The 20,715-nt window shown below is 71.7% G+C and carries 21 protein-coding genes; 1 reads left to right on the top strand and 20 read right to left on the bottom strand.

Annotated features, from left to right (window positions below; translation table 11 throughout):
- Window positions 1–347: 347 nt before the first annotated feature.
- The 13 genes from metK to pyrR all read right to left on the bottom strand — a co-directional run bounded on the left by metK (window position 348) and on the right by pyrR (window position 14,739).
- Window positions 348–1,556, bottom strand: coding sequence for a methionine adenosyltransferase (metK, locus tag JNW98_RS28760; RefSeq protein ID WP_223771232.1), 1,209 nt, complete (start codon window positions 1,554–1,556; stop codon window positions 348–350).
- A gap of 184 nt (window positions 1,557–1,740) precedes the next feature.
- A complete protein-coding gene (coaBC, locus tag JNW98_RS28755) occupies window positions 1,741–2,943 on the bottom strand; it encodes a bifunctional phosphopantothenoylcysteine decarboxylase/phosphopantothenate--cysteine ligase CoaBC (protein ID WP_223771231.1) in 1,203 nt (400 codons plus the stop codon).
- A gap of 131 nt (window positions 2,944–3,074) precedes the next feature.
- On the bottom strand, window positions 3,075–3,347 hold the full coding sequence (rpoZ, locus tag JNW98_RS28750; protein WP_004948662.1) for a DNA-directed RNA polymerase subunit omega: 273 nt from the start codon (window positions 3,345–3,347) through the stop codon (window positions 3,075–3,077).
- 88 nt (window positions 3,348–3,435) lie between these two features.
- Window positions 3,436–4,026: a guanylate kinase gene (gene gmk / locus JNW98_RS28745; protein WP_051072658.1), complete on the bottom strand. Its 591-nt coding sequence runs from the start codon at window positions 4,024–4,026 to the stop codon at window positions 3,436–3,438.
- 38 nt (window positions 4,027–4,064) lie between these two features.
- A complete protein-coding gene (locus JNW98_RS28740; RefSeq protein WP_223771230.1) occupies window positions 4,065–4,388 on the bottom strand; it encodes an integration host factor, actinobacterial type in 324 nt (107 codons plus the stop codon).
- A gap of 237 nt (window positions 4,389–4,625) precedes the next feature.
- A complete protein-coding gene (pyrF, locus tag JNW98_RS28735) occupies window positions 4,626–5,480 on the bottom strand; it encodes an orotidine-5'-phosphate decarboxylase (RefSeq protein ID WP_223771236.1) in 855 nt (284 codons plus the stop codon).
- Between the two features lie 5 nt (window positions 5,481–5,485).
- Entirely contained in the window at window positions 5,486–6,601 is a 1,116-nt protein-coding gene (locus tag JNW98_RS28730; RefSeq protein ID WP_223771229.1) for a quinone-dependent dihydroorotate dehydrogenase, read from the bottom strand.
- Between the two features lie 79 nt (window positions 6,602–6,680).
- Window positions 6,681–9,992, bottom strand: coding sequence for a carbamoyl-phosphate synthase large subunit (carB, locus tag JNW98_RS28725; protein ID WP_223771228.1), 3,312 nt, complete (start codon window positions 9,990–9,992; stop codon window positions 6,681–6,683).
- On the bottom strand, window positions 9,985–11,142 hold the full coding sequence (gene carA / locus JNW98_RS28720; protein WP_223771227.1) for a glutamine-hydrolyzing carbamoyl-phosphate synthase small subunit: 1,158 nt from the start codon (window positions 11,140–11,142) through the stop codon (window positions 9,985–9,987). The genes carB and carA overlap by 8 nt, the downstream gene beginning before the upstream one ends.
- Window positions 11,139–11,726: a PH-like domain-containing protein gene (locus JNW98_RS28715; RefSeq protein WP_372459342.1), complete on the bottom strand. Its 588-nt coding sequence runs from the start codon at window positions 11,724–11,726 to the stop codon at window positions 11,139–11,141. The genes carA and JNW98_RS28715 overlap by 4 nt, the downstream gene beginning before the upstream one ends.
- A gap of 1 nt (window position 11,727) precedes the next feature.
- On the bottom strand, window positions 11,728–13,020 hold the full coding sequence (locus tag JNW98_RS28710) for a dihydroorotase (protein WP_223771226.1): 1,293 nt from the start codon (window positions 13,018–13,020) through the stop codon (window positions 11,728–11,730).
- The gene (locus JNW98_RS28705; RefSeq protein ID WP_223771225.1) at window positions 13,020–14,069 is read right to left on the bottom strand and encodes an aspartate carbamoyltransferase catalytic subunit; all 1,050 of its coding nucleotides are present in this window, start codon (window positions 14,067–14,069) and stop codon (window positions 13,020–13,022) included. The genes JNW98_RS28710 and JNW98_RS28705 overlap by 1 nt, the downstream gene beginning before the upstream one ends.
- Before the next feature lie 88 nt (window positions 14,070–14,157).
- Entirely contained in the window at window positions 14,158–14,739 is a 582-nt protein-coding gene (pyrR, locus tag JNW98_RS28700) for a bifunctional pyr operon transcriptional regulator/uracil phosphoribosyltransferase PyrR (RefSeq protein WP_223771224.1), read from the bottom strand.
- Window positions 14,740–14,962: 223 nt separating this feature from the next.
- On the opposite strand from pyrR, the gene bldD reads away from it, so the two are divergent.
- A complete protein-coding gene (gene bldD, locus JNW98_RS28695) occupies window positions 14,963–15,463 on the top strand; it encodes a transcriptional regulator BldD (RefSeq protein WP_004948690.1) in 501 nt (166 codons plus the stop codon).
- Window positions 15,464–15,571: 108 nt separating this feature from the next.
- Here the strand turns inward: bldD and nusB are convergent, their stop codons facing one another.
- From nusB to JNW98_RS28660, 7 genes are all read right to left on the bottom strand, one after another.
- Window positions 15,572–16,000: a transcription antitermination factor NusB gene (nusB, locus tag JNW98_RS28690; RefSeq protein WP_223771223.1), complete on the bottom strand. Its 429-nt coding sequence runs from the start codon at window positions 15,998–16,000 to the stop codon at window positions 15,572–15,574.
- 2 nt (window positions 16,001–16,002) lie between these two features.
- Complete coding sequence (gene efp / locus JNW98_RS28685) at window positions 16,003–16,569, bottom strand: elongation factor P (RefSeq protein WP_185946186.1); 567 nt, start codon at window positions 16,567–16,569, stop codon at window positions 16,003–16,005.
- Window positions 16,570–16,617: 48 nt separating this feature from the next.
- Window positions 16,618–17,724: an aminopeptidase P family protein gene (locus JNW98_RS28680; protein ID WP_223771222.1), complete on the bottom strand. Its 1,107-nt coding sequence runs from the start codon at window positions 17,722–17,724 to the stop codon at window positions 16,618–16,620.
- A gap of 75 nt (window positions 17,725–17,799) precedes the next feature.
- Complete coding sequence (locus JNW98_RS28675) at window positions 17,800–18,555, bottom strand: AAA family ATPase (protein ID WP_223771234.1); 756 nt, start codon at window positions 18,553–18,555, stop codon at window positions 17,800–17,802.
- Window positions 18,556–18,611: 56 nt separating this feature from the next.
- A complete protein-coding gene (gene aroQ, locus JNW98_RS28670; RefSeq protein ID WP_223771221.1) occupies window positions 18,612–19,067 on the bottom strand; it encodes a type II 3-dehydroquinate dehydratase in 456 nt (151 codons plus the stop codon).
- The gene (gene aroB / locus JNW98_RS28665; protein ID WP_223771220.1) at window positions 19,064–20,155 is read right to left on the bottom strand and encodes a 3-dehydroquinate synthase; all 1,092 of its coding nucleotides are present in this window, start codon (window positions 20,153–20,155) and stop codon (window positions 19,064–19,066) included. The genes aroQ and aroB overlap by 4 nt, the downstream gene beginning before the upstream one ends.
- Before the next feature lie 7 nt (window positions 20,156–20,162).
- Window positions 20,163–20,699 (bottom strand): shikimate kinase, encoded by a 537-nt coding sequence (locus tag JNW98_RS28660; protein WP_223771233.1) that lies wholly within the window; start codon window positions 20,697–20,699, stop codon window positions 20,163–20,165.
- Between the last annotated feature and the right edge of the window lie 16 nt (window positions 20,700–20,715).

The following is a 20,715-nucleotide window of genomic DNA, read 5'->3' as shown; positions in this document are numbered from 1 at the left end:
GGTGCTGCTTCGGGGTGCTCGTTCTCGCTGCTCACAGCTCCAGTCTTAGCAGAGGGCTCGGACAGTAGGGTGGGTGTGCCCCGGTCCCGCCCCTTCGCCGCTTCCTGGGGCTGCGCCCCAGGCCCCCTTGTCGCGGCTCCGCCGCTCGTCCTCAAACGCCGGACGGGCTGAAAGTGCCACCTCAGGCCCATCCAGCCCGTCCGGCGATTGAGGACAACCGCACGAAGCGCGGTTTCAGGGGGGGCTGAGGGCTCGCCCTCAGGAATCGGCGAAGGGGCGGGACAGGGGCACCAAAAACACGTGCGGCCCTGGGGCGGATATCCGCCCCAGGGCCGCACGTCAGAACGTCAGAGCCCCGCAGCCTTGCGCAGAGCGTCGACCCGATCCGTCCGCTCCCACGTGAAGTCCTCGTGCTCACGACCGAAGTGGCCGTACGCCGCGGTCTGCGCGTAGATCGGCCGCAGCAGGTCCAGGTCACGGATGATCGCGGCCGGCCGCAGGTCGAAGACCTCGGCGATGGCGTGCTCGATCTTCTCCGTGTCGACCGTGGCCGTGCCGAAGGTCTCGACGAACAGACCCACCGGCTCCGCCTTGCCGATCGCGTAAGCGACCTGCACCTCGCACCGCGCGGCCAGCCCGGCGGCGACGACGTTCTTCGCGACCCAGCGCATCGCGTACGCGGCGGAGCGGTCGACCTTGGACGGGTCCTTGCCGGAGAAGGCGCCGCCACCGTGGCGGGCCATGCCGCCGTAGGTGTCGATGATGATCTTGCGGCCGGTGAGGCCGGCGTCGCCCATCGGGCCGCCGATCTCGAAGCGGCCGGTGGGGTTCACCAGCAGCCGGTAGCCCTCGGTCTCCAGCTTGATGCCGTCCTCGACGAGCTCCTTGAGGACGTGCTCCACGACGTACTCGCGGATGTCGGGGGCGAGCAGCGAGTCCAGGTCGATGTCGGACGCGTGCTGCGAGGAGACGACGACGGTGTCCAGCCGGACCGCCTTGTTGCCGTCGTACTCGATGGTGACCTGGGTCTTGCCGTCGGGGCGCAGGTACGGGATGGTCCCGTTCTTGCGGACCTCCGTCAGGCGGCGCGACAGGCGGTGCGCCAGGTTGATCGGGAGGGGCATGAGCTCGGGCGTCTCGTCGCAGGCGTAGCCGAACATCAGGCCCTGGTCGCCCGCACCCTGCTTGTCGAGCTCGTCCTCGTCGCCCTCGACGCGTGCCTCGTACGCGGCGTCGACACCCTGCGCGATGTCCGGGGACTGCGATCCGATCGAGACCGAGACGCCGCAGGAAGCGCCGTCGAAGCCCTTCTTGGACGAGTCGTAGCCGATCTCCAGGATCTTGTTGCGGACCAGCGTGGCGATCGGCGCGTACGCCTTCGTGGTCACCTCTCCGGCGACGTGCACCAGACCGGTGGTGATCAGGGTCTCGACGGCGACCCGGGACGTGGGGTCCTCCTTGAGGAGGGCGTCGAGAATGGTGTCGCTGATCTGGTCAGCGATCTTGTCGGGGTGACCCTCGGTCACAGATTCCGAGGTGAACAGGCGGCGGGACACATCGCTCCCTGGGGTTGCAGCGGCTGCTGGCTGATCATTGACGGCTCCGGACGAGAGCTGCGCTCGGCACGGGCCGGTGTCAGTTTATCCGGCCTTCGCTCCCTGCGGACCTCCTGTCCAGCATCACTACCTGCCCAGTCAGTGACACTCGTCACTCTGTTCGCCGCTTGCGCATCCGATTCGCTTACGTCAGCCGGCCCGCGACCAGATCCCAGACGACGTCCGCCAGGCCCTCCTTGGGGCCGTGCGGAACCGGGGTCTCGCTCCCGTCGGCGGCCAGCACGACGGCCTCGTTCTCCGTCGACCCGAAGGTCCGCGCCTCCCCCACCTCGTTGACCACGAGGAGGTCGCAGCCCTTGCGCGCGAGCTTGGCGCGGCCGTTGGCCAGGACGTCGTCCGTCTCGGCCGCGAAGCCGACGACGACCTGCCCGGGACGGGCCCGGTCCGCGGACAGCTCGGCGAGGACGTCCGGGTTGCGGACCAGCTCGACGGGGGCCGGCTCCTCGCCGTCCCGCTTCTTGATCTTGCCGGGGGCGTACTGGGCGGGCCGGAAGTCGGCGACCGCGGCGGCCATCACCACGGCGTCCGCGTCGGCCGCGGCCTTGAGCACCGCCTCCCGCAACTGCACCGCCGTCCCCACCCGCACCACGTCCGCCCCGGCCGGGTCCGGCAGCTCGCTGTTGGCGGCCACCAGCGTGACCCGGGCGCCGCGCGCCACGGCGGTCCGGGCGAGCGCGTAGCCCTGCCGGCCGGAGGAGCGGTTGCCGAGGTAGCGCACCGGGTCCAGGGGCTCGCGGGTGCCGCCGGCGCTGATCACCACGTGCCGTCCGGCCAGGTCCCGCCCGCCCGCGCCGCGGGCCAGCACGCGCCGGCAGATCTCGAAGATCTCGGCCGGCTCGGGGAAGCGGCCCTTGCCGGTGTCCACGCCGGTCAGCCGGCCGACGGCGGGCTCGACGACGACGGCGCCCCGGCGGCGGAGAGTGGCCACGTTCTCCTGGGTGGCCTGGTTCTCCCACATCTCGGTGTGCATGGCGGGCACGAAGACCACCGGGCAGCGGGCCGTGAGGAGCGTGTTGGTGAGCAGGTCGTCGGCCAGCCCGTGGGCGGCCTTGGCCAGCATGTCGGCGGTGCACGGGGCGACCACGACGAGGTCGGCCTCCTGCCCGATCCGGACGTGCGGCACCTCGTGGACGCTCTCCCACACCTCGGTGCCGGCCGGGTGCCCGGACAGCGCGGACCAGGTGGCCTCGCCGACGAAGTGCAGCGCCGAGGCCGTCGGGACGACGCGTACGTCGTGGCCCGACTCGGTGAGCCGGCGCAGCAGCTCACACGCCTTGTAGGCGGCGATCCCGCCGCTGACCCCCAGCACGACCTTGGGCTTGTCCATCGCTCGCCTCTCCCCGGCTCTCGTTGTGCAGGTTTCCATGACACACCAAGGGCCCGGCAGTGGTGCTGCCGGGCCCTCGGTGAACGTATTCCGTCGCTCGTCGCGCGGAGTCGCTTACTGCGCGGACTCGCTTACTGCGCCGGGGCCTCGATGGCCTCGGAGGTGAGCAGACCCGCGTTGATCTCGCGGAGCGCGATGGAGAGCGGCTTCTCGTGGACGTGGGTGTCCACCAGCGGACCGACGTACTCCAGCAGGCCCTCGCCGAGCTGCGAGTAGTACGCGTTGATCTGGCGCGCGCGCTTGGCGGCGTAGATCACGAGGCTGTACTTCGAGTCGGTCGCTTCGAGCAGCTCATCAATCGGCGGGTTGATGATGCCCTCGGGCGCGGTGATGGAAGAGGACACTCTCTGCCTTCCGAAGGGGGGTGAAGAAAGTCGTGATGCGCGAAGGGGGCGTACCGGGTGCACGAGGACGTACGGGGTGTACCCCTGCTCATCGGAGCAAGGCTAGCAGCTCCCGCGCGACGTCCTCGACGGAGGTGTTGACCAGGGTGGTGTCGAACTCCGACTCCGCCGCCAGCTCGGTACGGGCCGCGGCCAGCCGCCGCTCGATCACCTCGGGCGACTCGGTCCCCCGGCCGGTGAGCCGGCGGACCAGCTCGTCCCAGCTCGGCGGCGCGAGGAAGACCAGCTGGGCGTCCTCCATGGACGCGCGGACCTGCCGGGCGCCCTGCAGGTCGATCTCCAGCAGGACCGGCTCACCGGCCTCCAGCCGGTCAAGGACCGCCTGGCGCGGTGTGCCGTACCGGTTGCCGGCGAACTCGGCCCACTCCAGCAGCTCTCCGTTGGCGACGAGCTTGTCGAACTCGGTGTCGTCGACGAAGAAGTACTGGACACCCTCCCGCTCGCCGGGGCGCGGCTTGCGGGTGGTGCAGGAGACCGAGAGCCACACCTCGGGGTGGGCCTTGCGCATGTGGGCGACGACCGTGCTCTTGCCGACCCCGGAGGGGCCGGAGAGCACGGTCAGCCGCGGACGTCTGGCCGGGGGGACGGGGGTCGTCCCCCGGGAGACTGCAGTACTCATGCAGCGATTATCCCGGTTCCCGGGAGTGCCCGGTAACGTCAGGCCGCGGTGCTGCCGAACTCCCGCTCAAGAGCCGCGATCTGGTTCGTACCGAGCCCGCGGACACGGCGGCTCTCGGAGATCCCGAGCCGCTCCATGATCTGCTTGGCGCGGACCTTGCCCACGCCGGGCAGGCTCTCCAGGAGGGCACTGACCTTCATCTTGCCGATGACGTCGTTCTCCTGGCCTTGCTTGATGACCTCGTGCAGCGAGGCGCCGGAGTGCTTGAGCCGATTCTTGACCTCGGCGCGCTCCCGGCGAGCCGCGGCGGCCTTTTCGAGCGCGGCTGCGCGCTGTTCAGGGGTAAGGGGCGGAAGAGCCACGCCTACGTCACCTCGGATGTCGAACTGTCGGATAAGGACCGGTGAGAACCTAGTCGGCCCACACCTGGGGAGCAACGAGCAACGCGCTTGCACGTTCGCTCTTGTCGGAGACTAGCGGCCGATCCCGCTCCAGTCAGCGAGAACAGCGGAAAAGTCCTGGTCAGCCTCGCTCGACCAGGACTTTTTCGGACATAGCGGCCGGGGAATTCCCGACGGGACGCCGGTCGCCGCTCCGGATCAGCCGGCGGCGACGGCCTCCCGCACCTCGTCCGCGAACCGCTCCGCGCTCTCCCGCAGGGCCGCGACGTCGGGTCCGTGCCGGAGCACGCCCCGGCTCACGTTGGGGACGACGTCCCGAACGGCCGCGCCGAAGACCTTCGGCAGGTCCGCCGCGGTGGCGCCCTGGGCGCCGATGCCGGGGGCGAGCAGCGGGCCGTTGATGGCCGGATCGGAGCCCGCCGCGGCGAGCCCGCCGGCGAGCGTGGCCCCGACGACGGCGCCGAAGGAGCCCATGGGGGCGGCGTCGGCGTTCTCCGCCCGCAGGTGGTCCAGCATCGTCGCGGCGACGCTCCGGCCGTCCGCGCGGAGCGCGTGCTGCACCTCGGCACCCTCCGGGTTGGAGGTGAGCGCGAGGACGAAGACGCCGGTGCCGGTCGCGCGGGCCAGGTCCAGGGCGGGGCGCAGCGCGCCGTAGCCGAGGTAGGGGCTGACGGTGACCGCGTCGGAGAAGAGCGGCGCGGCCGGGTCGAGGTAGGTCTCGGCGTAGGCGGCCATCGTGGAGCCGATGTCGCCGCGCTTGGCGTCCATCAGCACCAGGGCGCCGGCGGCGCGGGCGTCGGCGACGGCCCGCTCCAGGACGGCGATGCCGCGCGAGCCGAAGCGCTCGAAGAAGGCGGACTGGGGCTTGAGGACGGCCACCCGGTCGGCCAGCGCCTCCACGGTGGTGCGGGCGAACCGCTCCAGGCCCGCGATGTCGTCGCCGAGGCCCCAGGCGGAGAGCAGGGCGGCGTGCGGGTCGATGCCGACGCAGAGCGGGCCGCGCTCGTCCATGGCGCGGCGCAGGCGGGTGCCGAAGGGCTCCAGGGGGGGCACGGGAGTCACGCGGTCACCTTCCGGTGCTCGGCGCCGACCGCGTCGGCGAGGGTGGCGTAGGGGCTGGCGGCCAGCTTCTCGGCGAGGCCGCGGTGGATCGCGCGGCACCAGAAGGGGCCCTCGTAGATGAAGGCGCTGTAGCCCTGGACCAGGGTGGCGCCGGCCAGGATGCGCTCCCAGACGTCGTCGGCGGTCTCGACGCCGCCCACGCCCACGAGGGTGATGCGGTCGCCGACGCGGGCGTACAGGCGGCGCAGGACCTCCAGCGAGCGCTCCTTGAGGGGGGCGCCCGACAGTCCGCCCGCGCCGATCGCCTCGACCGTGCGCTGCGGGGTGCGCAGCCCGAGGCCCTCGCGGGCGATGGTGGTGTTGGTGGCGATGATGCCGTCCAGGCCGAGTTCGACGGCGAGGTCGGCGACGGCGTCCACGTCCTCGTCGGCGAGGTCGGGGGCGATCTTCACCAGCAGCGGGACGCGCCGGTCGGTGACGGTGCGGTCGGCGGCCTCGCGGACGGCCGTGAGGAGCGGGCGGAGCGCCTCGGCGGCCTGGAGGTTTCGGAGCCCGGGGGTGTTGGGCGAGGAGACGTTGACGACGAGGTAGTCGGCGTGGGTGGCCAGCCGCTCGGTGGAGGTGACGTAGTCGGCGACGGCCTCCGCCTCGGGGACGATCTTCGTCTTGCCGATGTTGACGCCGACGGTGGTACGGAAGACCGGGTTCCGCTCGGCCAGGCGGCGGGCGACGGCGGCGGAGCCGTCGTTGTTGAAGCCCATGCGGTTGATCAGCGCGCGGTCGACGACCAGGCGGAACAGCCGCTTCTTGGGGTTGCCGGGCTGCGGCTGGGCGGTGACGGTGCCGATCTCGACGTGGTCGAAGCCGAGCATGGCCATGCCGTCGATGGCCGCGGCGTTCTTGTCGAAGCCGGCGGCGAGGCCGAAGGGGCCGTGCATCCGCAGGCCCAGGGCCTCGGTGCGCAGCTCCTTGTGCCGGGGGGCGAGGACGGCGGCGACGAAGGTGCGCAGGACGGGGACCCGGGCGACCGCGCGGATCCAGGCGAAGGCCAGGTGGTGGGCGCGCTCGGGGTCCATCCGACGGAAGACCAGCCGGAAGAAGAATCGGTACATTTCGGGCCTTCTGGGCAGCAAGGAAGGGGTGGGAGGGCTCATGAAGAGGGGGACACCTCCCGGTGTCCCCCTCCGCGTCCTACGCCTCGCGGGCGGCGGTCAGCCGGCTCGCGTGCTCCTGGAGCGAGCGCACACCCACGTCACCGCGGGAGAGCGCCTCGATGCCCTGGACGGCGGCGGCCAGCGCCTGGACCGTGGTCAGGCAGGGCACGCCGCGGGAGACGGCGGCGGTACGGATCTCGTAGCCGTCGAGGCGCCCGCCGGTGCCGTAGGGGGTGTTGACGATCAGGTCGACCTCGCCGTCGTGGATCAGCTGGACGATCGTCTTCTCGCCGTTCGGGCCCTCGCCCTCGCTCAGCTTGCGGACGACGGTCGCGCTGATGCCGTTCCGGCGCAGCACCTCGGCGGTGCCGGAGGTGGCCAGCAGCTCGAAGCCGTGGGCGACCAGCTCCCGGGCCGGGAAGATCATCGAGCGCTTGTCCCGGTTGGCGACCGACACGAACGCCCGGCCGCCGGTCGGCAGCGCGCCGTAGGCCCCCGCCTGCGACTTGGCGTACGCCCTGCCGAAGACGTCGTCGATGCCCATGACCTCGCCCGTGGAGCGCATCTCCGGGCCGAGGACGGTGTCCACGCCGCGGCCGGAGGGGTCGCGGAACCGCGTCCACGGCATCACGGCCTCCTTGACCGAGATCGGCGCGTCCAGCGGCAGCGTGCCGCCGTCGCCCTCCGCCGGGAGCATCCCCTCGGCGCGCAGCTCGGCGACGGTGGCGCCCAGCGAGATCCGCGCGGCGGCCTTGGCCAGCGGCACCGCGGTCGCCTTCGAGGTGAAGGGGACGGTCCGGGAGGCGCGCGGGTTGGCCTCCAGGACGTAGAGGATGTCCCCGGCCATCGCGAACTGGATGTTGATCAGACCGCGGACGCCCACGCCCTTGGCGATGGCCTCCGTCGAGGTGCGCAGTCGCTTGATGTCGTGGCCGCCCAGGGTGATCGGGGGCAGCGCGCAGGCCGAGTCGCCGGAGTGGATGCCGGCCTCCTCGATGTGCTCCATGACGCCGCCGAGGTAGAGCTCGTGGCCGTCGTAGAGCGCGTCGACGTCGATCTCTATGGCGTCGTCGAGGAAGCGGTCGATGAGGACCGGGTGCCGGTCGATCAGACCCGCGTGCCGCTCCAGGTAGCCGGCCAGCGAGGGCTCGTCGTAGACGATCTCCATGCCGCGCCCGCCGAGCACGTAGGACGGCCGGACCATGACCGGGTAGCCGATCTCGGCCGCGATGGCCTTGGCCTCGTCGAAGGAGAAGGCCGTGCCGTACTTGGGAGCCGGCAGCCCGGCCTCGGTGAGGACGCGGCCGAAGGCGCCGCGCTCCTCGGCCAGGTCGATGGCCTCGGGCGAGGTGCCGACGATCGGCACGCCGTTGTCCTTGAGCGCCTGTGCCAGGCCCAGCGGCGTCTGCCCGCCGAGCTGCACGATCACGCCCGCGACCGGGCCCGCCTGCTGCTCGGCGTGCACGATCTCCAGCACGTCCTCCAGGGTGAGCGGCTCGAAGTAGAGCCGGTCGGAGGTGTCGTAGTCGGTGGAGACGGTCTCCGGGTTGCAGTTGACCATCACGGTCTCGAACCCGGCGTCGCTCAGCGCGAAGGAGGCGTGGACGCAGGAGTAGTCGAACTCGATGCCCTGGCCGATGCGGTTCGGGCCGGAGCCCAGGATGATCACTGCGGGCTTCTCGCGCGGCGCGACCTCGTTCTCCTCGTCGTACGAGGAGTAGAAGTACGGGGTCCGGGCGGCGAACTCGGCGGCGCAGGTGTCCACGGTCTTGTACACCGGGCGGACGCCGAGCGAGTGCCGGACCTCGCGGACCACCTTCTCGTCGGTGCCGCGGATCGCCGCGATCTGGACGTCGGAGAAGCCGTGCCGCTTGGCCTCGGCCAGCAGCTCCGGCTCCAGCGTGCCGGCCTCGGCGAGCTCTTGGGCGACCTCGTGGAGCAGGAAGAGCTGGTCGACGAACCAGGGATCGATCCGGGTGGCCGCGAAGACCTCGGCCTGGGTGGCGCCGGCCCGGATGGCGGCCATGACGGTGTTGATCCGCCCGTCCGTGGGGACGGCCGCCTTCGCCAGCAGCTCGGTCTTGTCGCCGGGCGCCGAGACGAAGTCGAACTGCGAGCCCTTCTTCTCCAGCGAGCGCAGCGCCTTCTGCAGCGCCTCGGTGAAGTTCCGGCCGATGGCCATGGCCTCGCCCACCGACTTCATGGTGGTGGTGAGGGTGGCGTCGGCGGCCGGGAACTTCTCGAAGGCGAAGCGCGGGGCCTTGACCACGACGTAGTCGAGCGTCGGCTCGAAGGAGGCCGGGGTCTGCTCGGTGATGTCGTTGGGGATCTCGTCCAGCGTGTAGCCGACGGCGAGCCGGGCCGCGATCTTCGCGATCGGGAAGCCGGTGGCCTTGGACGCCAGCGCGGAGGAGCGGGAGACACGCGGGTTCATCTCGATGACGATGACCCGGCCGTCCTCGGGGTTGACCGCGAACTGGATGTTGCAGCCGCCGGTGTCCACGCCGACCTCGCGGATGACCTCGATGCCGATGTCGCGCAGCACCTGGTACTCGCGGTCGGTGAGGGTCATCGCCGGGGCGACGGTGATCGAGTCGCCGGTGTGCACGCCCATCGGGTCGAAGTTCTCGATGGAGCAGACGACCACGACGTTGTCGTTGCGGTCGCGCATCAGCTCCAGCTCGTACTCCTTCCAGCCGAGGATGGACTCCTCCAGGAGCACCTCGGTGGTCGGGGAGAGCGTGAGGCCCTGGCCGGCGATGCGGCGCAGCTCGTCCTCGTCGTGGGCGAAGCCGGAGCCGGCGCCGCCCATGGTGAAGGAGGGGCGGACGACGACCGGGTAGCCGCCGAGCGTCTCGACGCCTGCGATGACCTCGTCCATGGTGTGGCAGATGACCGAGCGGGCGGACTCACCGTGCCCGATCCGGGCGTGGACGGCCTCGACGACGGCCTTGAACTGCTCGCGGTCCTCGCCCTTGTGGATCGCCTCCACGTTGGCGCCGATCAGCTCGACGTCGTACTTCTCCAGCGTGCCCGCCTCGTGCAGCGAGATCGCGGTGTTGAGCGCGGTCTGGCCGCCCAGGGTGGGCAGCAGGGCGTCGGGGCGCTCCTTGGCGATGATCCGCTCGACGAACTCGGGGGTGATCGGCTCGACGTACGTGGCGTCGGCGATCTCCGGGTCGGTCATGATCGTGGCCGGGTTGGAGTTGACCAGGATGACCCGCAGGCCCTCGGCCTTGAGGACCCGGCACGCCTGGGTGCCTGAGTAGTCGAACTCGGCCGCCTGACCGATGACGATCGGGCCGGAGCCGATGACCAGAACGGACTGGATGTCGGTGCGCTTAGGCACGCTGGCCCTCCATCAGGGAGACGAAGCGGTCGAACAGGTACGCGGCGTCGTGCGGGCCTGCTGCTGCCTCGGGGTGGTACTGGACGCTGAAGGCCGGCCGGTCGAGCAGCCGGAGCCCCTCGACCACGTCGTCGTTGAGGCAGACGTGGGAGACCTCGACGCGGCCGTAGGGGGTGTCGGCGGGCCCGTCGAGCGGGGCGTCGACGGCGAAGCCGTGGTTGTGCGCGGTGACCTCGACCTTGCCGGTCGTCCGGTCCTGCACGGGCTGGTTGATGCCGCGGTGGCCGTACTTCAGCTTGTAGGTGCCGAAGCCCAGCGCGCGGCCGAGGATCTGGTTGCCGAAGCAGATGCCGAAGAGCGGGGTCTTACGCTCCAGCACCTCCCGCATCACCGCGACCGGGTGGTCGGCGGTGGACGGGTCGCCCGGGCCGTTGGAGAAGAACACGCCGTCCGGGTTCACGGCGTAGACGTCCTCGACGGTCGCCGTGGCGGGCAGGACGTGCACCTCTATGCCGCGCTCGGCCATGCGGTGCGGGGTCATGCCCTTGATGCCCAGGTCGATCGCGGCGACGGTGTACTTCTTCTCACCGACGGCCGGGACGACGTAGGTCTCCTTGGTGGCGACCTCGGCGGAGAGGTCCGCGCCCGCCATCTCGGGGGCCTGCCGGACCTGCTCCAGCATGGCGGCCTCCTCCGGGAGGGTCGCGCCGGAGAAGATGCCGACCCGCATGGCACCGCGCTCGCGCAGGTGGCGGGTGAGGGCGCGGGTGTCGACGCCGCTGATGCCGACGACGCCCTGGCGCTCCAGCTCCTCGTCGAGGGAGCGGCGCGAGCGCCAGTTCGACGGGGTGCGGGCGGGGTCGCGGACCACGTAGCCGGCCACCCAGATGCGGGACGACTCGGGGTCCTCGTCGTTGACGCCGGTGTTGCCGACGTGCGGGGCGGTCATCACGACCACCTGGCGGTGGTACGAGGGGTCGGTGAGGGTCTCCTGGTAGCCGGTCATGCCGGTGGAGAACACGGCCTCACCGAAGGTGGTGCCCACGGCCCCGTAGGCGCGGCCGCGGAAGACCCGGCCGTCCTCCAGGACCAGTACGGCGGGAAGCGCCCCTTTCCTCTGCGAGGGGTTCCCCTGGTGCGAGGTCGTCATCGTGCGCCTTCCGTCGTGCTGTTCAGGTTCTGCAGGGTGGTGAGCTCCTCGACCCAGGCCGGGTGCTCCGCCACGTGATCGGCCCGGAACCCGGAGTCGATCAGCTTGTCGCCGTGCTGCCAGGTGATCACCAGCAGGCCGCCCTCGGTGAGGACCTTGCCGGCGATGCCCTTGTCGAGCCGGGCGCCGCGCACGGCCGCGGCGGGGATCAGGAAGTCCGTGGCGCCGGGGCGCAGCACCGTCACGCCCTCGTCGGTGAGCGTGAGCTCGGCGCGGCTGCGGGTGCCGAGGCCCCCGGCGACGATGCGGTCCAGCCACTGCCCGGCGGTGGTCGAGCCGTGGTAGCGGCCGCTGAGGGTGAGCCGGGCCGGGCCGGGCTCCTCCGGGACGGCGGCCGGCGCGGGCAGGTCGCCCTGGAGCGTGCCGCGCCACTTCCAGCCCTCGCGCATCAGCCAGTACAGGAGCGCGATGAAGAGCAGCAGACCCACGACCCAGCCGGCGCGCGCCGCCCAGTCGGTGACGGCCTGCGACTTCTGCCCGTCCGCGAGGTTGGAGATCGCGAGGTTGGTGATCAAAGGTGTCACGTCAGATTCCCGTCAGCTTCCCGTCGGCGACCGTCGCCCGGCCCCGCAGGAAGGTGTGGGTGACGCGCCCCGGCAGCTCGCGGCCCTCGTAAGGGGTGTTGCGGCTGCGGGAGGCGAAGCCCGCGGGGTCCACGACACCACGGTAAGCGGAATCGACCAGGGTGAGGTTGGCGGGCTCACCGGCGGCCACCGGACGGCCGTGTCCGGCCAGCCGGCCGATGCGGGCTGGGGTGAAGGACATCCGGTCGGCGACGCCGGCCCAGTCCAGCAGGCCGGTCTCGACCATGGTGTGCTGGACGACCGAGAGGGCGGTCTCCAGGCCCACCATGCCCATGGCCGCGGCGCCCCACTCGCAGTCCTTGTCCTCGTGCGGGTGCGGCGCGTGGTCGGTGGCCACGCAGTCGATCGTCCCGTCGGCGAGCGCCTCGCGCAGGGCCATCACGTCGGCCTCGGTGCGCAGCGGCGGGTTCACCTTGTAGACGGGGTTGTACGAGCGGACGAGCTCGTCGGTGAGGAGCAGGTGGTGCGGGGTGACCTCGGCGGTGACGTTCCAGCCCTTGGACTTGGCCCAGCGGACGATCTCCACCGAGCCGGCCGTCGAGAGGTGGCAGACGTGCAGCCGGGAGCCGACGTGCGCGGCGAGCAGCACGTCGCGGGCGATGATCGACTCCTCGGCGACGGCCGGCCAGCCGCCCAGACCCAGCTCGGCGGAGACGACGCCCTCGTTCATCTGGGCGCCCTCGGTGAGCCGCGGCTCCTGGGCGTGCTGGGCGACGACGCCGTCGAACGCCTTCACGTACTCCAGGGCGCGCCGCATGATCACGGCGTCGTCGACGCACTTGCCGTCGTCGGAGAAGACGCGGACGCCGGCGGCGGAGTCGTGCATGGCGCCGAGCTCGGCGAGCTTCTTGCCCTCCAGACCGACGGTGACGGCGCCGACGGGCTGCACGTCGCAGTAGCCGGATTCCCTGCCGAGCCGCCAGACCTGCTCGACGACACCGGCGGTGTCGGCGACCGGGAAGGTGTTGGCCATGGCGTGGACGGCGGTGTAGCCGCCGGTGGCCGCGGCGCGGGTGCCGGTGAGGACGGTCTCGGAGTCCTCGCGGCCGGGCTCGCGGAGGTGGGTGTGCAGGTCGACCAGGCCGGGCAGCAGGACCTTGCCGTCGGCCTCGATCACGGTCGCGCCGTCGGCCTCGATGCCGTTGCCGACGCGGGCGATGGTCTCGCCGTCGATCAGGACGTCCTGGGCGGGGCCGCCGAGCACCTTGGCACCGCGGATAAGGATCTGGGGCATTACTTGTTCTCCTCGGTGCGGGTGTTCGCGGTGGTGACGGCGGTGGTGGTGACGGTGGACTCCGAGCCGACGGCGGACTCCGAGCCGCCGAGCAGCAGGTAGAGGACGGCCATCCGGATGGAGACGCCGTTGGTGACCTGTTCGACGGCCGTGCAGCGGCGCGAGTCGGCGACCTCGGCGGTGATCTCCATGCCGCGGTTCATCGGGCCGGGGTGCATGACGATCGCGTCCTCGGGCATCCGCGCCATCCGCTGGCCGTCGAGGCCGTAGCGGCGCGCGTACTCGCGCTCGGTGGGGAAGAACGCGGCGTTCATCCGCTCGCGCTGGACGCGCAGCATCATCACGGCGTCGGACTTGGGGAGCACCGCGTCCAGGTCGTAGGAGACCTCGCAGGGCCAGTGCTCGACGCCGATGGGCACCAGGGTGGGCGGCGCGACGAGAGTGACCTCCGCGCCCAGCGTGGTGAGCAGGTGGACGTTGGACCGGGCGACGCGGCTGTGCAGGATGTCGCCGACGACCGTGATCCGGCGGCCGTCCAGGTCCTTGCCGAGCCCGGCGTCGGGGCCGACCAGGCGGCGGCGCAGGGTGAAGGCGTCCAGCAGGGCCTGGGTGGGGTGCTCGTGGGTGCCGTCGCCGGCGTTCACGACCGAGCCGTTGATCCAGCCGGAGGTGGCCAGCCGGTGCGGGGCGCCGGAGTCGTGGTGGCGGATGACGACGGCGTCGGCGCCCATCGCCTCCAGGGTGAGCGCGGTGTCCTTCAGGGACTCGCCCTTGGAGACCGAGGAGCCCTTGGCGGAGAAGTTGATGACGTCGGCGGAGAGCCGCTTGGCGGCGGCCTCGAAGGAGATGCGGGTCCGCGTCGAGTCCTCGAAGAAGAGGTTGACGACGGTCCGGCCGCGCAGGGTCGGCAGCTTCTTGATCGGCCGGTCCGCGACGCGGGCCATCTCCTCGGCGGTGTCGAGGATCAGGACGGCGTCGTCGCGGCTGAGGTCGGCGGCCGAGACGAGGTGGCCGCGGGTACGGGGGCTCCCCCCGGAGAGGTGCAGCATCCGGATGCTCCGTGGTTGAGGGTGTGCGTGAGGACGGCCGGGCGTGCGGCGTCGCGGGTCCGGGGTACGGACCCGTGCGGGGGTGCTGCTAGCGGCCGTCGGCCGGAGCGGTGGCGTGCGTGCCGAGGAGTACGCTGTCGCGCCCGTCCTCCTCGGTGAGCTGGACCTTGACCGTCTCGCGCAGCGACGTGGGGAGGTTCTTGCCGACGTAGTCGGCGCGGATCGGCAGCTCGCGGTGGCCGCGGTCGACCAGGACGGCGAGCTGGACCGCGCGGGGGCGCCCGATGTCGTTCAGGGCGTCGAGCGCGGCGCGGATGGTGCGGCCGGAGAAGAGCACGTCGTCGACGAGGACCACGAGACGGCCGTCGATGCCGTCGCCGGGGATCTCCGTGCGGGCCAGCGCCCGGGCCGGGCGGAGCCGCAGGTCGTCGCGGTACATGGTGATGTCGAGGGAGCCCACGGGCATGCGGGTGCCGGTGATCTCCGCCAGCTTCGCGGCGAGGCGGTCGGCGAGGTAGACCCCTCGGGTGGGGATGCCGAGCAGAACCACGTCGTCGGCGCCCTTGGCGCGTTCGACGATCTCGTGGGCGATGCGGGTGAGGACCCGGGCGATGTCCGGTGCTTCGAGCACGGGACGCGCGGGACCGGCCGCGGATGCGGTGGTGTCCATAAGAAACGGACCTCCTTCTCCGCCTCACGGGACGGACATTAAAGGACGTCGGAATTGCGTGGTCCACAGTAGCAGCCGCCCGGAGGTGCTCCGACCGCCGGCCCCCGACGGCCGAAGCGGTGAACCTTTCGGCTTGACGAAGCCAGATTACGCTGCGTAACCTCACAGTGAGTTACCAGCCACGCGGCAGAGCCGCACATTGATACCGCGTCCGGGGAGCTTTATGTCCAGCGAATACGCCAAACAGCTCGGGGCCAAGCTCCGCGCCATCCGCACCCAGCAGGGCCTCTCACTCCATGGTGTGGAGGAGAAGTCCCAGGGCCGCTGGAAGGCCGTGGTGGTGGGCTCGTACGAGCGCGGCGACCGTGCCGTGACCGTGCAGCGCCTTGCCGAGCTGGCCGACTTCTACGGCGTGCCCGTTCAGGAGCTGCTGCCCGGCACCACGCCGGGGGGCGCTGCCGAGCCCCCGCCGAAGCTGGTCCTGGACCTGGAGCGCCTCGCCCACGTCCCGGCCGAGAAGGCGGGCCCGCTCCAGCGTTACGCGGCGACCATCCAGAGCCAGCGCGGCGACTACAACGGCAAGGTGCTGTCGATCCGCCAGGACGACCTGCGCACCCTCGCCGTCATCTACGACCAGTCGCCCTCGGTGCTCACCGAGCAGCTGATCAGCTGGGGCGTGCTCGACGCGGACGCCCGCCGCGCCGTGCAGCACGAGGACGCGTAGCCTTCGCCGCCTGTTCCGCGCAGTACCGAAACCGCCAGGGGCGGGGAACCTTTCCGGTTCCCCGCCCCTGGCGGTTTGTGCGTGTGCGGTTCGTGGGGAGGGAGCGCCTCAGGCCCGGCGGAGGCCCGGCTTGAGCTCCTTGAACCGGCCGAGCAGGCCGTTGATGAAGGCCGGCGACTCGTCGGTGGAGAACTCCTTGGCGAGCTGCACCGCCTCGTCGATCGCCACGGCGTCCGGGGTCCCGTCCTCCCAGATGAGCTCGTAGGCCCCGAGCCGGACGATGTTCCGGTCGGCGGCCGGCATCCGGTCCAGGTCCCAGTCGACCGCGTAGGTCTCGATCAGCTCGTCGATCCGGGCGACGTGCTCGGCGTAGCCCTCGACCAGCTGCATCGTGTACTCGTTGACCGGCGGCTGCCGGTCGTCCGAGCGCGAGTGCCGGATCCAGTCGGCGAGGACGTCCAGGACGGCCGCCCCTCGCTGGTCGGCCTCGAAGAGGATCTGGAAGGCGCGCTTCCGGGAGTTGCTGCGGGCGGCCACGGTTAGCTGTTCACCCGGCCGAGGTAATCGCCGGTACGCGTGTCGACCTTGATCTTCTCGCCCGTGCTGATGAACAGCGGGACCTGGATCTCGTAGCCGGTCTCCAGCTTGGCGGGCTTGGTGCCACCGGTGGAGCGGTCGCCCTGGACGCCCGGGTCGGTGTGCTCGATGGTGAGCTCGACGGCGGCCGGCAGCTCGACGTAGAGGACCGAGCCCTCGTTCTGGGCGACGACGGCCTCGAAGCCCTCGATCAGGAAGTTGGCGGCGTCACCGACGGTCTTGCGGTCGATGTGCAGCTGGTCGTACGTGTCCATGTCCATGAACACGAAGTACTCGCCGTCCATGTACGAGAACTGCATACCGCGCTTGTCGACGTTGGCCGTCTCGACCTTCACACCGGCGTTGAAGGTCTTGTCCACCACCTTGCCGGAGAGCACGTTCTTGAGCTTCGTGCGGACGAAGGCGGGGCCCTTGCCGGGCTTGACGTGCTGGAACTCGACGACGGACCAGAGCTGGCCGCCTTCGAGCTTGAGCACCATGCCGTTCTTGAGGTCGTTCGTGGAAGCCACGGTTGCGGAATCTCCTGGACTGAAGCTGCGACCCCGAAGAGGCACGCGCTACAGCGCGAGCAGCTCCTTGGTCGTGATGGTGAGTAGCTCGGGACCGCCGTCCGCCTCGGGGCGGACGACGAGCGTGTCATCGATCCGGACGCCGCCCCGCCCCGGGAGGTGAACCCCCGGATCTACGGTGACCGGCACGCAAGCGTCCAGTTTACCCATGGCCGCGGGCGCGAGCCGAGGGTCCTCGCCGTTTTCGAGTCCGACCCCGTGCCCGATCCTCGGTCCGAGCCGTTCGGCGTGCCCCGCGGCCTCCAGAACGCGCCGTGCCGCGCGGTCCACGTCCCGGTACGGCGTCCCGGGCGACAGCGCCTCCCGCCCGGCCCGCTGGGCCGCGAACACCTGCTCGTAGAGCTCGATCTGCCAGTCGGCAGGAGACGTGCCGATGACGAAGGTACGGGCGATCTCACTGTGGTAGCCGCGGTAGTCGGCGCCCAGGCAGACGGAGAGGAAGTCGCCCTCCTCGACCCGCCGGTCCGACGGTACGTGTCCGGCCAGCCCGGAGTCGGGCCCGGTCCCCACCGAGGTCGGGAACGCCGGGCCGGACGCGCCGTGGTCCACCAGGCGGCGCTCCAGCTCCAGGGCGAGGTGCCGCTCGGTCCGGCCGACCAGGATGGACTCCAGCAGCTCCCCCAGCGCCTGGTCGGCGATCTCGGCGGCGATCCGCAGGCAGGAGATCTCCTCCTCGTCCTTCACCAGCCGCTGCTGCTCCACGGCCGGCCCCAGGTCGTCCAGCCGGAGCCCCGGCGCGACGGCCCCCAGGGCGCGGTGGCGCCGTACGGTCAGGTGGTGCTCCTCCACCGCCAGCGAGCCGGCTCCGGCCGCGGCCGCCCGTTCGGCGCCCGCGACGGCCGGGTCGCCGTCCGTGCCGGGCAGGACGAAGACGCGCAGATCGCCGGCGGGCCGCGCGGCCGACGCGGCGTCGAAGGGGTCCGAGGCGCAGAGCAGCACGTCGTGCACGGGCCCGACCAGCAGGGCGGCCCCGGCCGGGGCGTGGCCCGCCAGGTAGCGGACGTTGGCCGCGCCGCTCACCAGCGCGGCCTCGCTCCCGTTCGCCAGGCACCGCTCCAGCAGCCGGGAACGGCGCGCCGCGTACACGTCGGACATGCCCCGAGCGTACGTACGGCGGCCGGAACCGGCCGCTCCGGCGCGTCCGACCGGGGTGCGGCGAACGGGCGCCGCCTACCAGGCGGGCGGGGTGGCGAAGGAGCGGGCGACGGCCTCGTCGATGAGCCGGGCGGTGGTGGCGACGTCCTGCTGCGAGTTGTCGATGATCGGCAGGCCGGAGCCGTACCAGCCGGCCATGCGTCCGTGGATGCGCGCCACCTCCTCGTCGCCCAGCCGGCGGTTGCCCCGGCGCTCGGCGTTGCGCTCCAGCACCACGTCGAGCCCCGGCAGCAGGACGACGGGCAGCAGGCCGGGGCCGATGTGCCGCTTCCAGCCGCCCAGGCCGACGGCGGGCCGGTCCGGGAAGACCGCGTCGTCGAGGATGCACGAGATGCCGTTGGCCAGGAAGTTCCGGGCGGCGAAACCGCACGTGCGGCGGGCCAGCCGGTACTGCGCCTCCGACCGGTCGTTCCACCCCGCCTGCGGGTCGGCGAAGCCGGCCCGCACCCATTCCCGGACGTCGTCCAGGCTGATGTGCGCCGTCGGCACCCGACGGGTGTCGGCCCAGTGCCGCGCCGCCGTCGTCTTCCCCGCCCCGGCCGGCCCGATCAGGAGCACCGCGACAGGGGCGGTGGTGGGGTCCACGGGCATCGGAGGGTGGGCGGGCGGTAGCGGCTGTCCCACTGGGTACTGCATCCGGTGGCACTCCGTCTCGTGCGGTGGGTTCGTGTGGTGCGCGTCCACGAACGCCGGACAGGCTGGTTCAGCCCGTCCGGCGTTTGAGGACAACCGCGCGAAGCGCGCTTTCGGGGTCTGGGGCGACAGCCCCAGGAAACGGTGTAAGGGCGGGACCGGGGCACCCTACCCCCTCAACCCAGACGCTCCACTCAGCCGCGGAGTTCCTCGGCGAGCGCCCGCAACGCGAGCCGGTACGACCCGACCCCGAACCCGGCGATCGTCCCGGACGCCACCTCCGAGATCACGGAGGTGTGCCGGAAAGCCTCCCGCGCATGCGGATTGGAGATGTGCACCTCGATCAGCGGCGCGGTCCGCTGAGAGGCGGCATCCCGCATCGCATACGAATAATGCGTGAAAGCCCCGGGATTGATGACGACGGGCACCCGCCCGTCCGCCGCCTCGTGCAGCCAGCGGACCAGCTCGCCCTCGTCGTTGGTCTCCCGCACGTCGACGTCGAAGCCGAGCTCGGCCCCGAGCTTGGTGCACTCCTCGACGAGCCCGGCGTACGAGGTGGACCCGTACACGTCGGGCTCACGGGAGCCGAGCCGCCCGAGGTTCGGCCCGTTGAGCACCAGGACCCGCCGGGCCCCGCTCACGCCGCTCATGCCGCGATCTCAGCGTGTGCGGCCAGCAGCATCGCCGGATCCGGAGCCTCCAGCACCACCGGCTTCGCCAGCCCGGCGAGCACGATGAACCGCAGCCGGTCGCCCCGCGTCTTCTTGTCGATCTTCATCGTCTCCAGCAGCTTGGGCCACTGGTCGCCCCGGTACGTCACCGGCAGCCCGACGGACTCCAGCACCGCGCGGTGCCGGTCGGCCGTCGCGTCGTCCAGCCGCCCGGCGATCCGGCCCAGCTCGGCGGCGAAGACCATGCCGACCGCGACGGCCGCGCCGTGCCGCCAGTTGTACCGCTCGTTCTTCTCGATGGCGTGGGCGAGGGTGTGGCCGTAGTTGAGGATCTCGCGGAGGCCGGACTCCTTGAGGTCCTGGGAGACGACGTCGGCCTTGACCCGGATGGCCCGCTCGATCAGCTCGGCGGTGTGCGCGCCGGACGGGGTGCGGGCGGCCGCGGGGTCGCTCTCGATCAGGTCGAGGATCACCGGGTCGGCGATGAAGCCGGCCTTGATGACCTCGGCGAGCCCGCTGACGTAGTCGTTGACCGGCAGCGACTCCAGCGCGGACAGGTCGCACAGCACGCCGGCCGGCGGGTGGAAGGCGCCGACGAGGTTCTTGCCCTCGGCGGTGTTGATGCCGGTCTTGCCGCCGACGGCCGCGTCGACCATGGCCAGCACGGTGGTGGGCACCGCGATCCAGCGCACGCCGCGCAGCCAGGTGGCGGCGACGAAGCCGGCCAGGTCGGTGGTGGCACCGCCGCCGACGCCGACGACGACGTCGGTACGGGTGAAGCCGGACTGGCCGAGCGCCTTCCAGCAGTAGGCGGCGACCTCGGCGGTCTTGGCCTCCTCGGCGTTCGGGACCTGGATGGCGATGGCCTCGTAGCCCTGCTCGGCCAGGTCGGCGCGGAGCACCTCGCCGGTCTCGGCGAGCGCCTCCGGGTGCAGGACGGCCACGCGCCGGGCCTCGGTGCCGATGAGCGCGGGCAGTTCGCCCAGCAGCCGGTGGCCGATCAGGACCTCGTACGGCGCGGTCCCGGCGGTGCCGGCGACCTGGATACGGGTGGGTGCGTCGGTCATGCGTTCCTCACTGCGAGGTGTCGTGGATACGGGCACCGGGCGGCCGCAGGCTGTCGAGTACCGCGTCGGTGACCTCGGCCGGGCTGCGGCCTCCGGTCGCGACGACGACCCGGGCGACCTCGGTGTAGAGCGGACGGCGGGCCTCCATCAGCTCCCGCCACCGCTTGCGCGGGTTGACGGCGAGCAGCGGGCGCGGGGCGTCCAGCGCCACGCGGCGGACGGCGTCGGCCAGGTCGACGTCGAGGAAGACGACGGGCAGCCCCTTGAGCAGCTCCCGGGTGTCCGGGTCCATGACGGCGCCGCCGCCGAGCGAGAGCACCCCGGGGTGCTCCGCCACGGCGGCGCGCACGGCCTGCCGCTCCAGCTCGCGGAAGTGCGGCTCGCCCTCCTCCAGGAAGATCTCCGGGATGGGCTTGCCCGCGGTCCGCTCGATGTCGGCGTCGGTGTCCCGGTAGCCGGTGCCGAGCCGCTCGGCGAGCAGCGCTCCGATGGTCGACTTCCCGGCTCCGGGCGGGCCGACCAGGACGGCGACCGGCCCGGTCACTTGATGGCCAGGTTCT

Origin of the sequence: Streptomyces huiliensis (assembly GCF_020037025.1) — a bacterium.
Taxonomy (GTDB): domain Bacteria; phylum Actinomycetota; class Actinomycetes; order Streptomycetales; family Streptomycetaceae; genus Streptomyces; species Streptomyces huiliensis.
This window is presented reverse-complemented; position numbering and strand designations above follow the sequence as displayed.

What these genes read in the sequence shown, in the direction of transcription:
- aroQ (WP_223771221.1), bottom strand. Translation starts at nt 19,067, where the DNA reads ATGAGCGGCGTGAGCGGGGCCCGGCGGGTCCTGGTGCTCAACGGGCCG.
- coaBC (WP_223771231.1), bottom strand. Translation starts at nt 2,943, where the DNA reads ATGGACAAGCCCAAGGTCGTGCTGGGGGTCAGCGGCGGGATCGCCGCC.
- JNW98_RS28710 (WP_223771226.1), bottom strand. Translation starts at nt 13,020, where the DNA reads ATGCCCCAGATCCTTATCCGCGGTGCCAAGGTGCTCGGCGGCCCCGCC.
- JNW98_RS28680 (WP_223771222.1), bottom strand. Translation starts at nt 17,724, where the DNA reads ATGTCCGACGTGTACGCGGCGCGCCGTTCCCGGCTGCTGGAGCGGTGC.
- aroB (WP_223771220.1), bottom strand. Translation starts at nt 20,155, where the DNA reads ATGACCGACGCACCCACCCGTATCCAGGTCGCCGGCACCGCCGGGACC.
- JNW98_RS28730 (WP_223771229.1), bottom strand. Translation starts at nt 6,601, where the DNA reads ATGTACCGATTCTTCTTCCGGCTGGTCTTCCGTCGGATGGACCCCGAG.
- pyrR (WP_223771224.1), bottom strand. Translation starts at nt 14,739, where the DNA reads ATGGACACCACCGCATCCGCGGCCGGTCCCGCGCGTCCCGTGCTCGAA.
- bldD (WP_004948690.1), top strand. Translation starts at nt 14,963, where the DNA reads ATGTCCAGCGAATACGCCAAACAGCTCGGGGCCAAGCTCCGCGCCATC.
- JNW98_RS28705 (WP_223771225.1), bottom strand. Translation starts at nt 14,069, where the DNA reads ATGCTGCACCTCTCCGGGGGGAGCCCCCGTACCCGCGGCCACCTCGTC.
- carA (WP_223771227.1), bottom strand. Translation starts at nt 11,142, where the DNA reads ATGACGACCTCGCACCAGGGGAACCCCTCGCAGAGGAAAGGGGCGCTT.
- gmk (WP_051072658.1), bottom strand. Translation starts at nt 4,026, where the DNA reads ATGAGTACTGCAGTCTCCCGGGGGACGACCCCCGTCCCCCCGGCCAGA.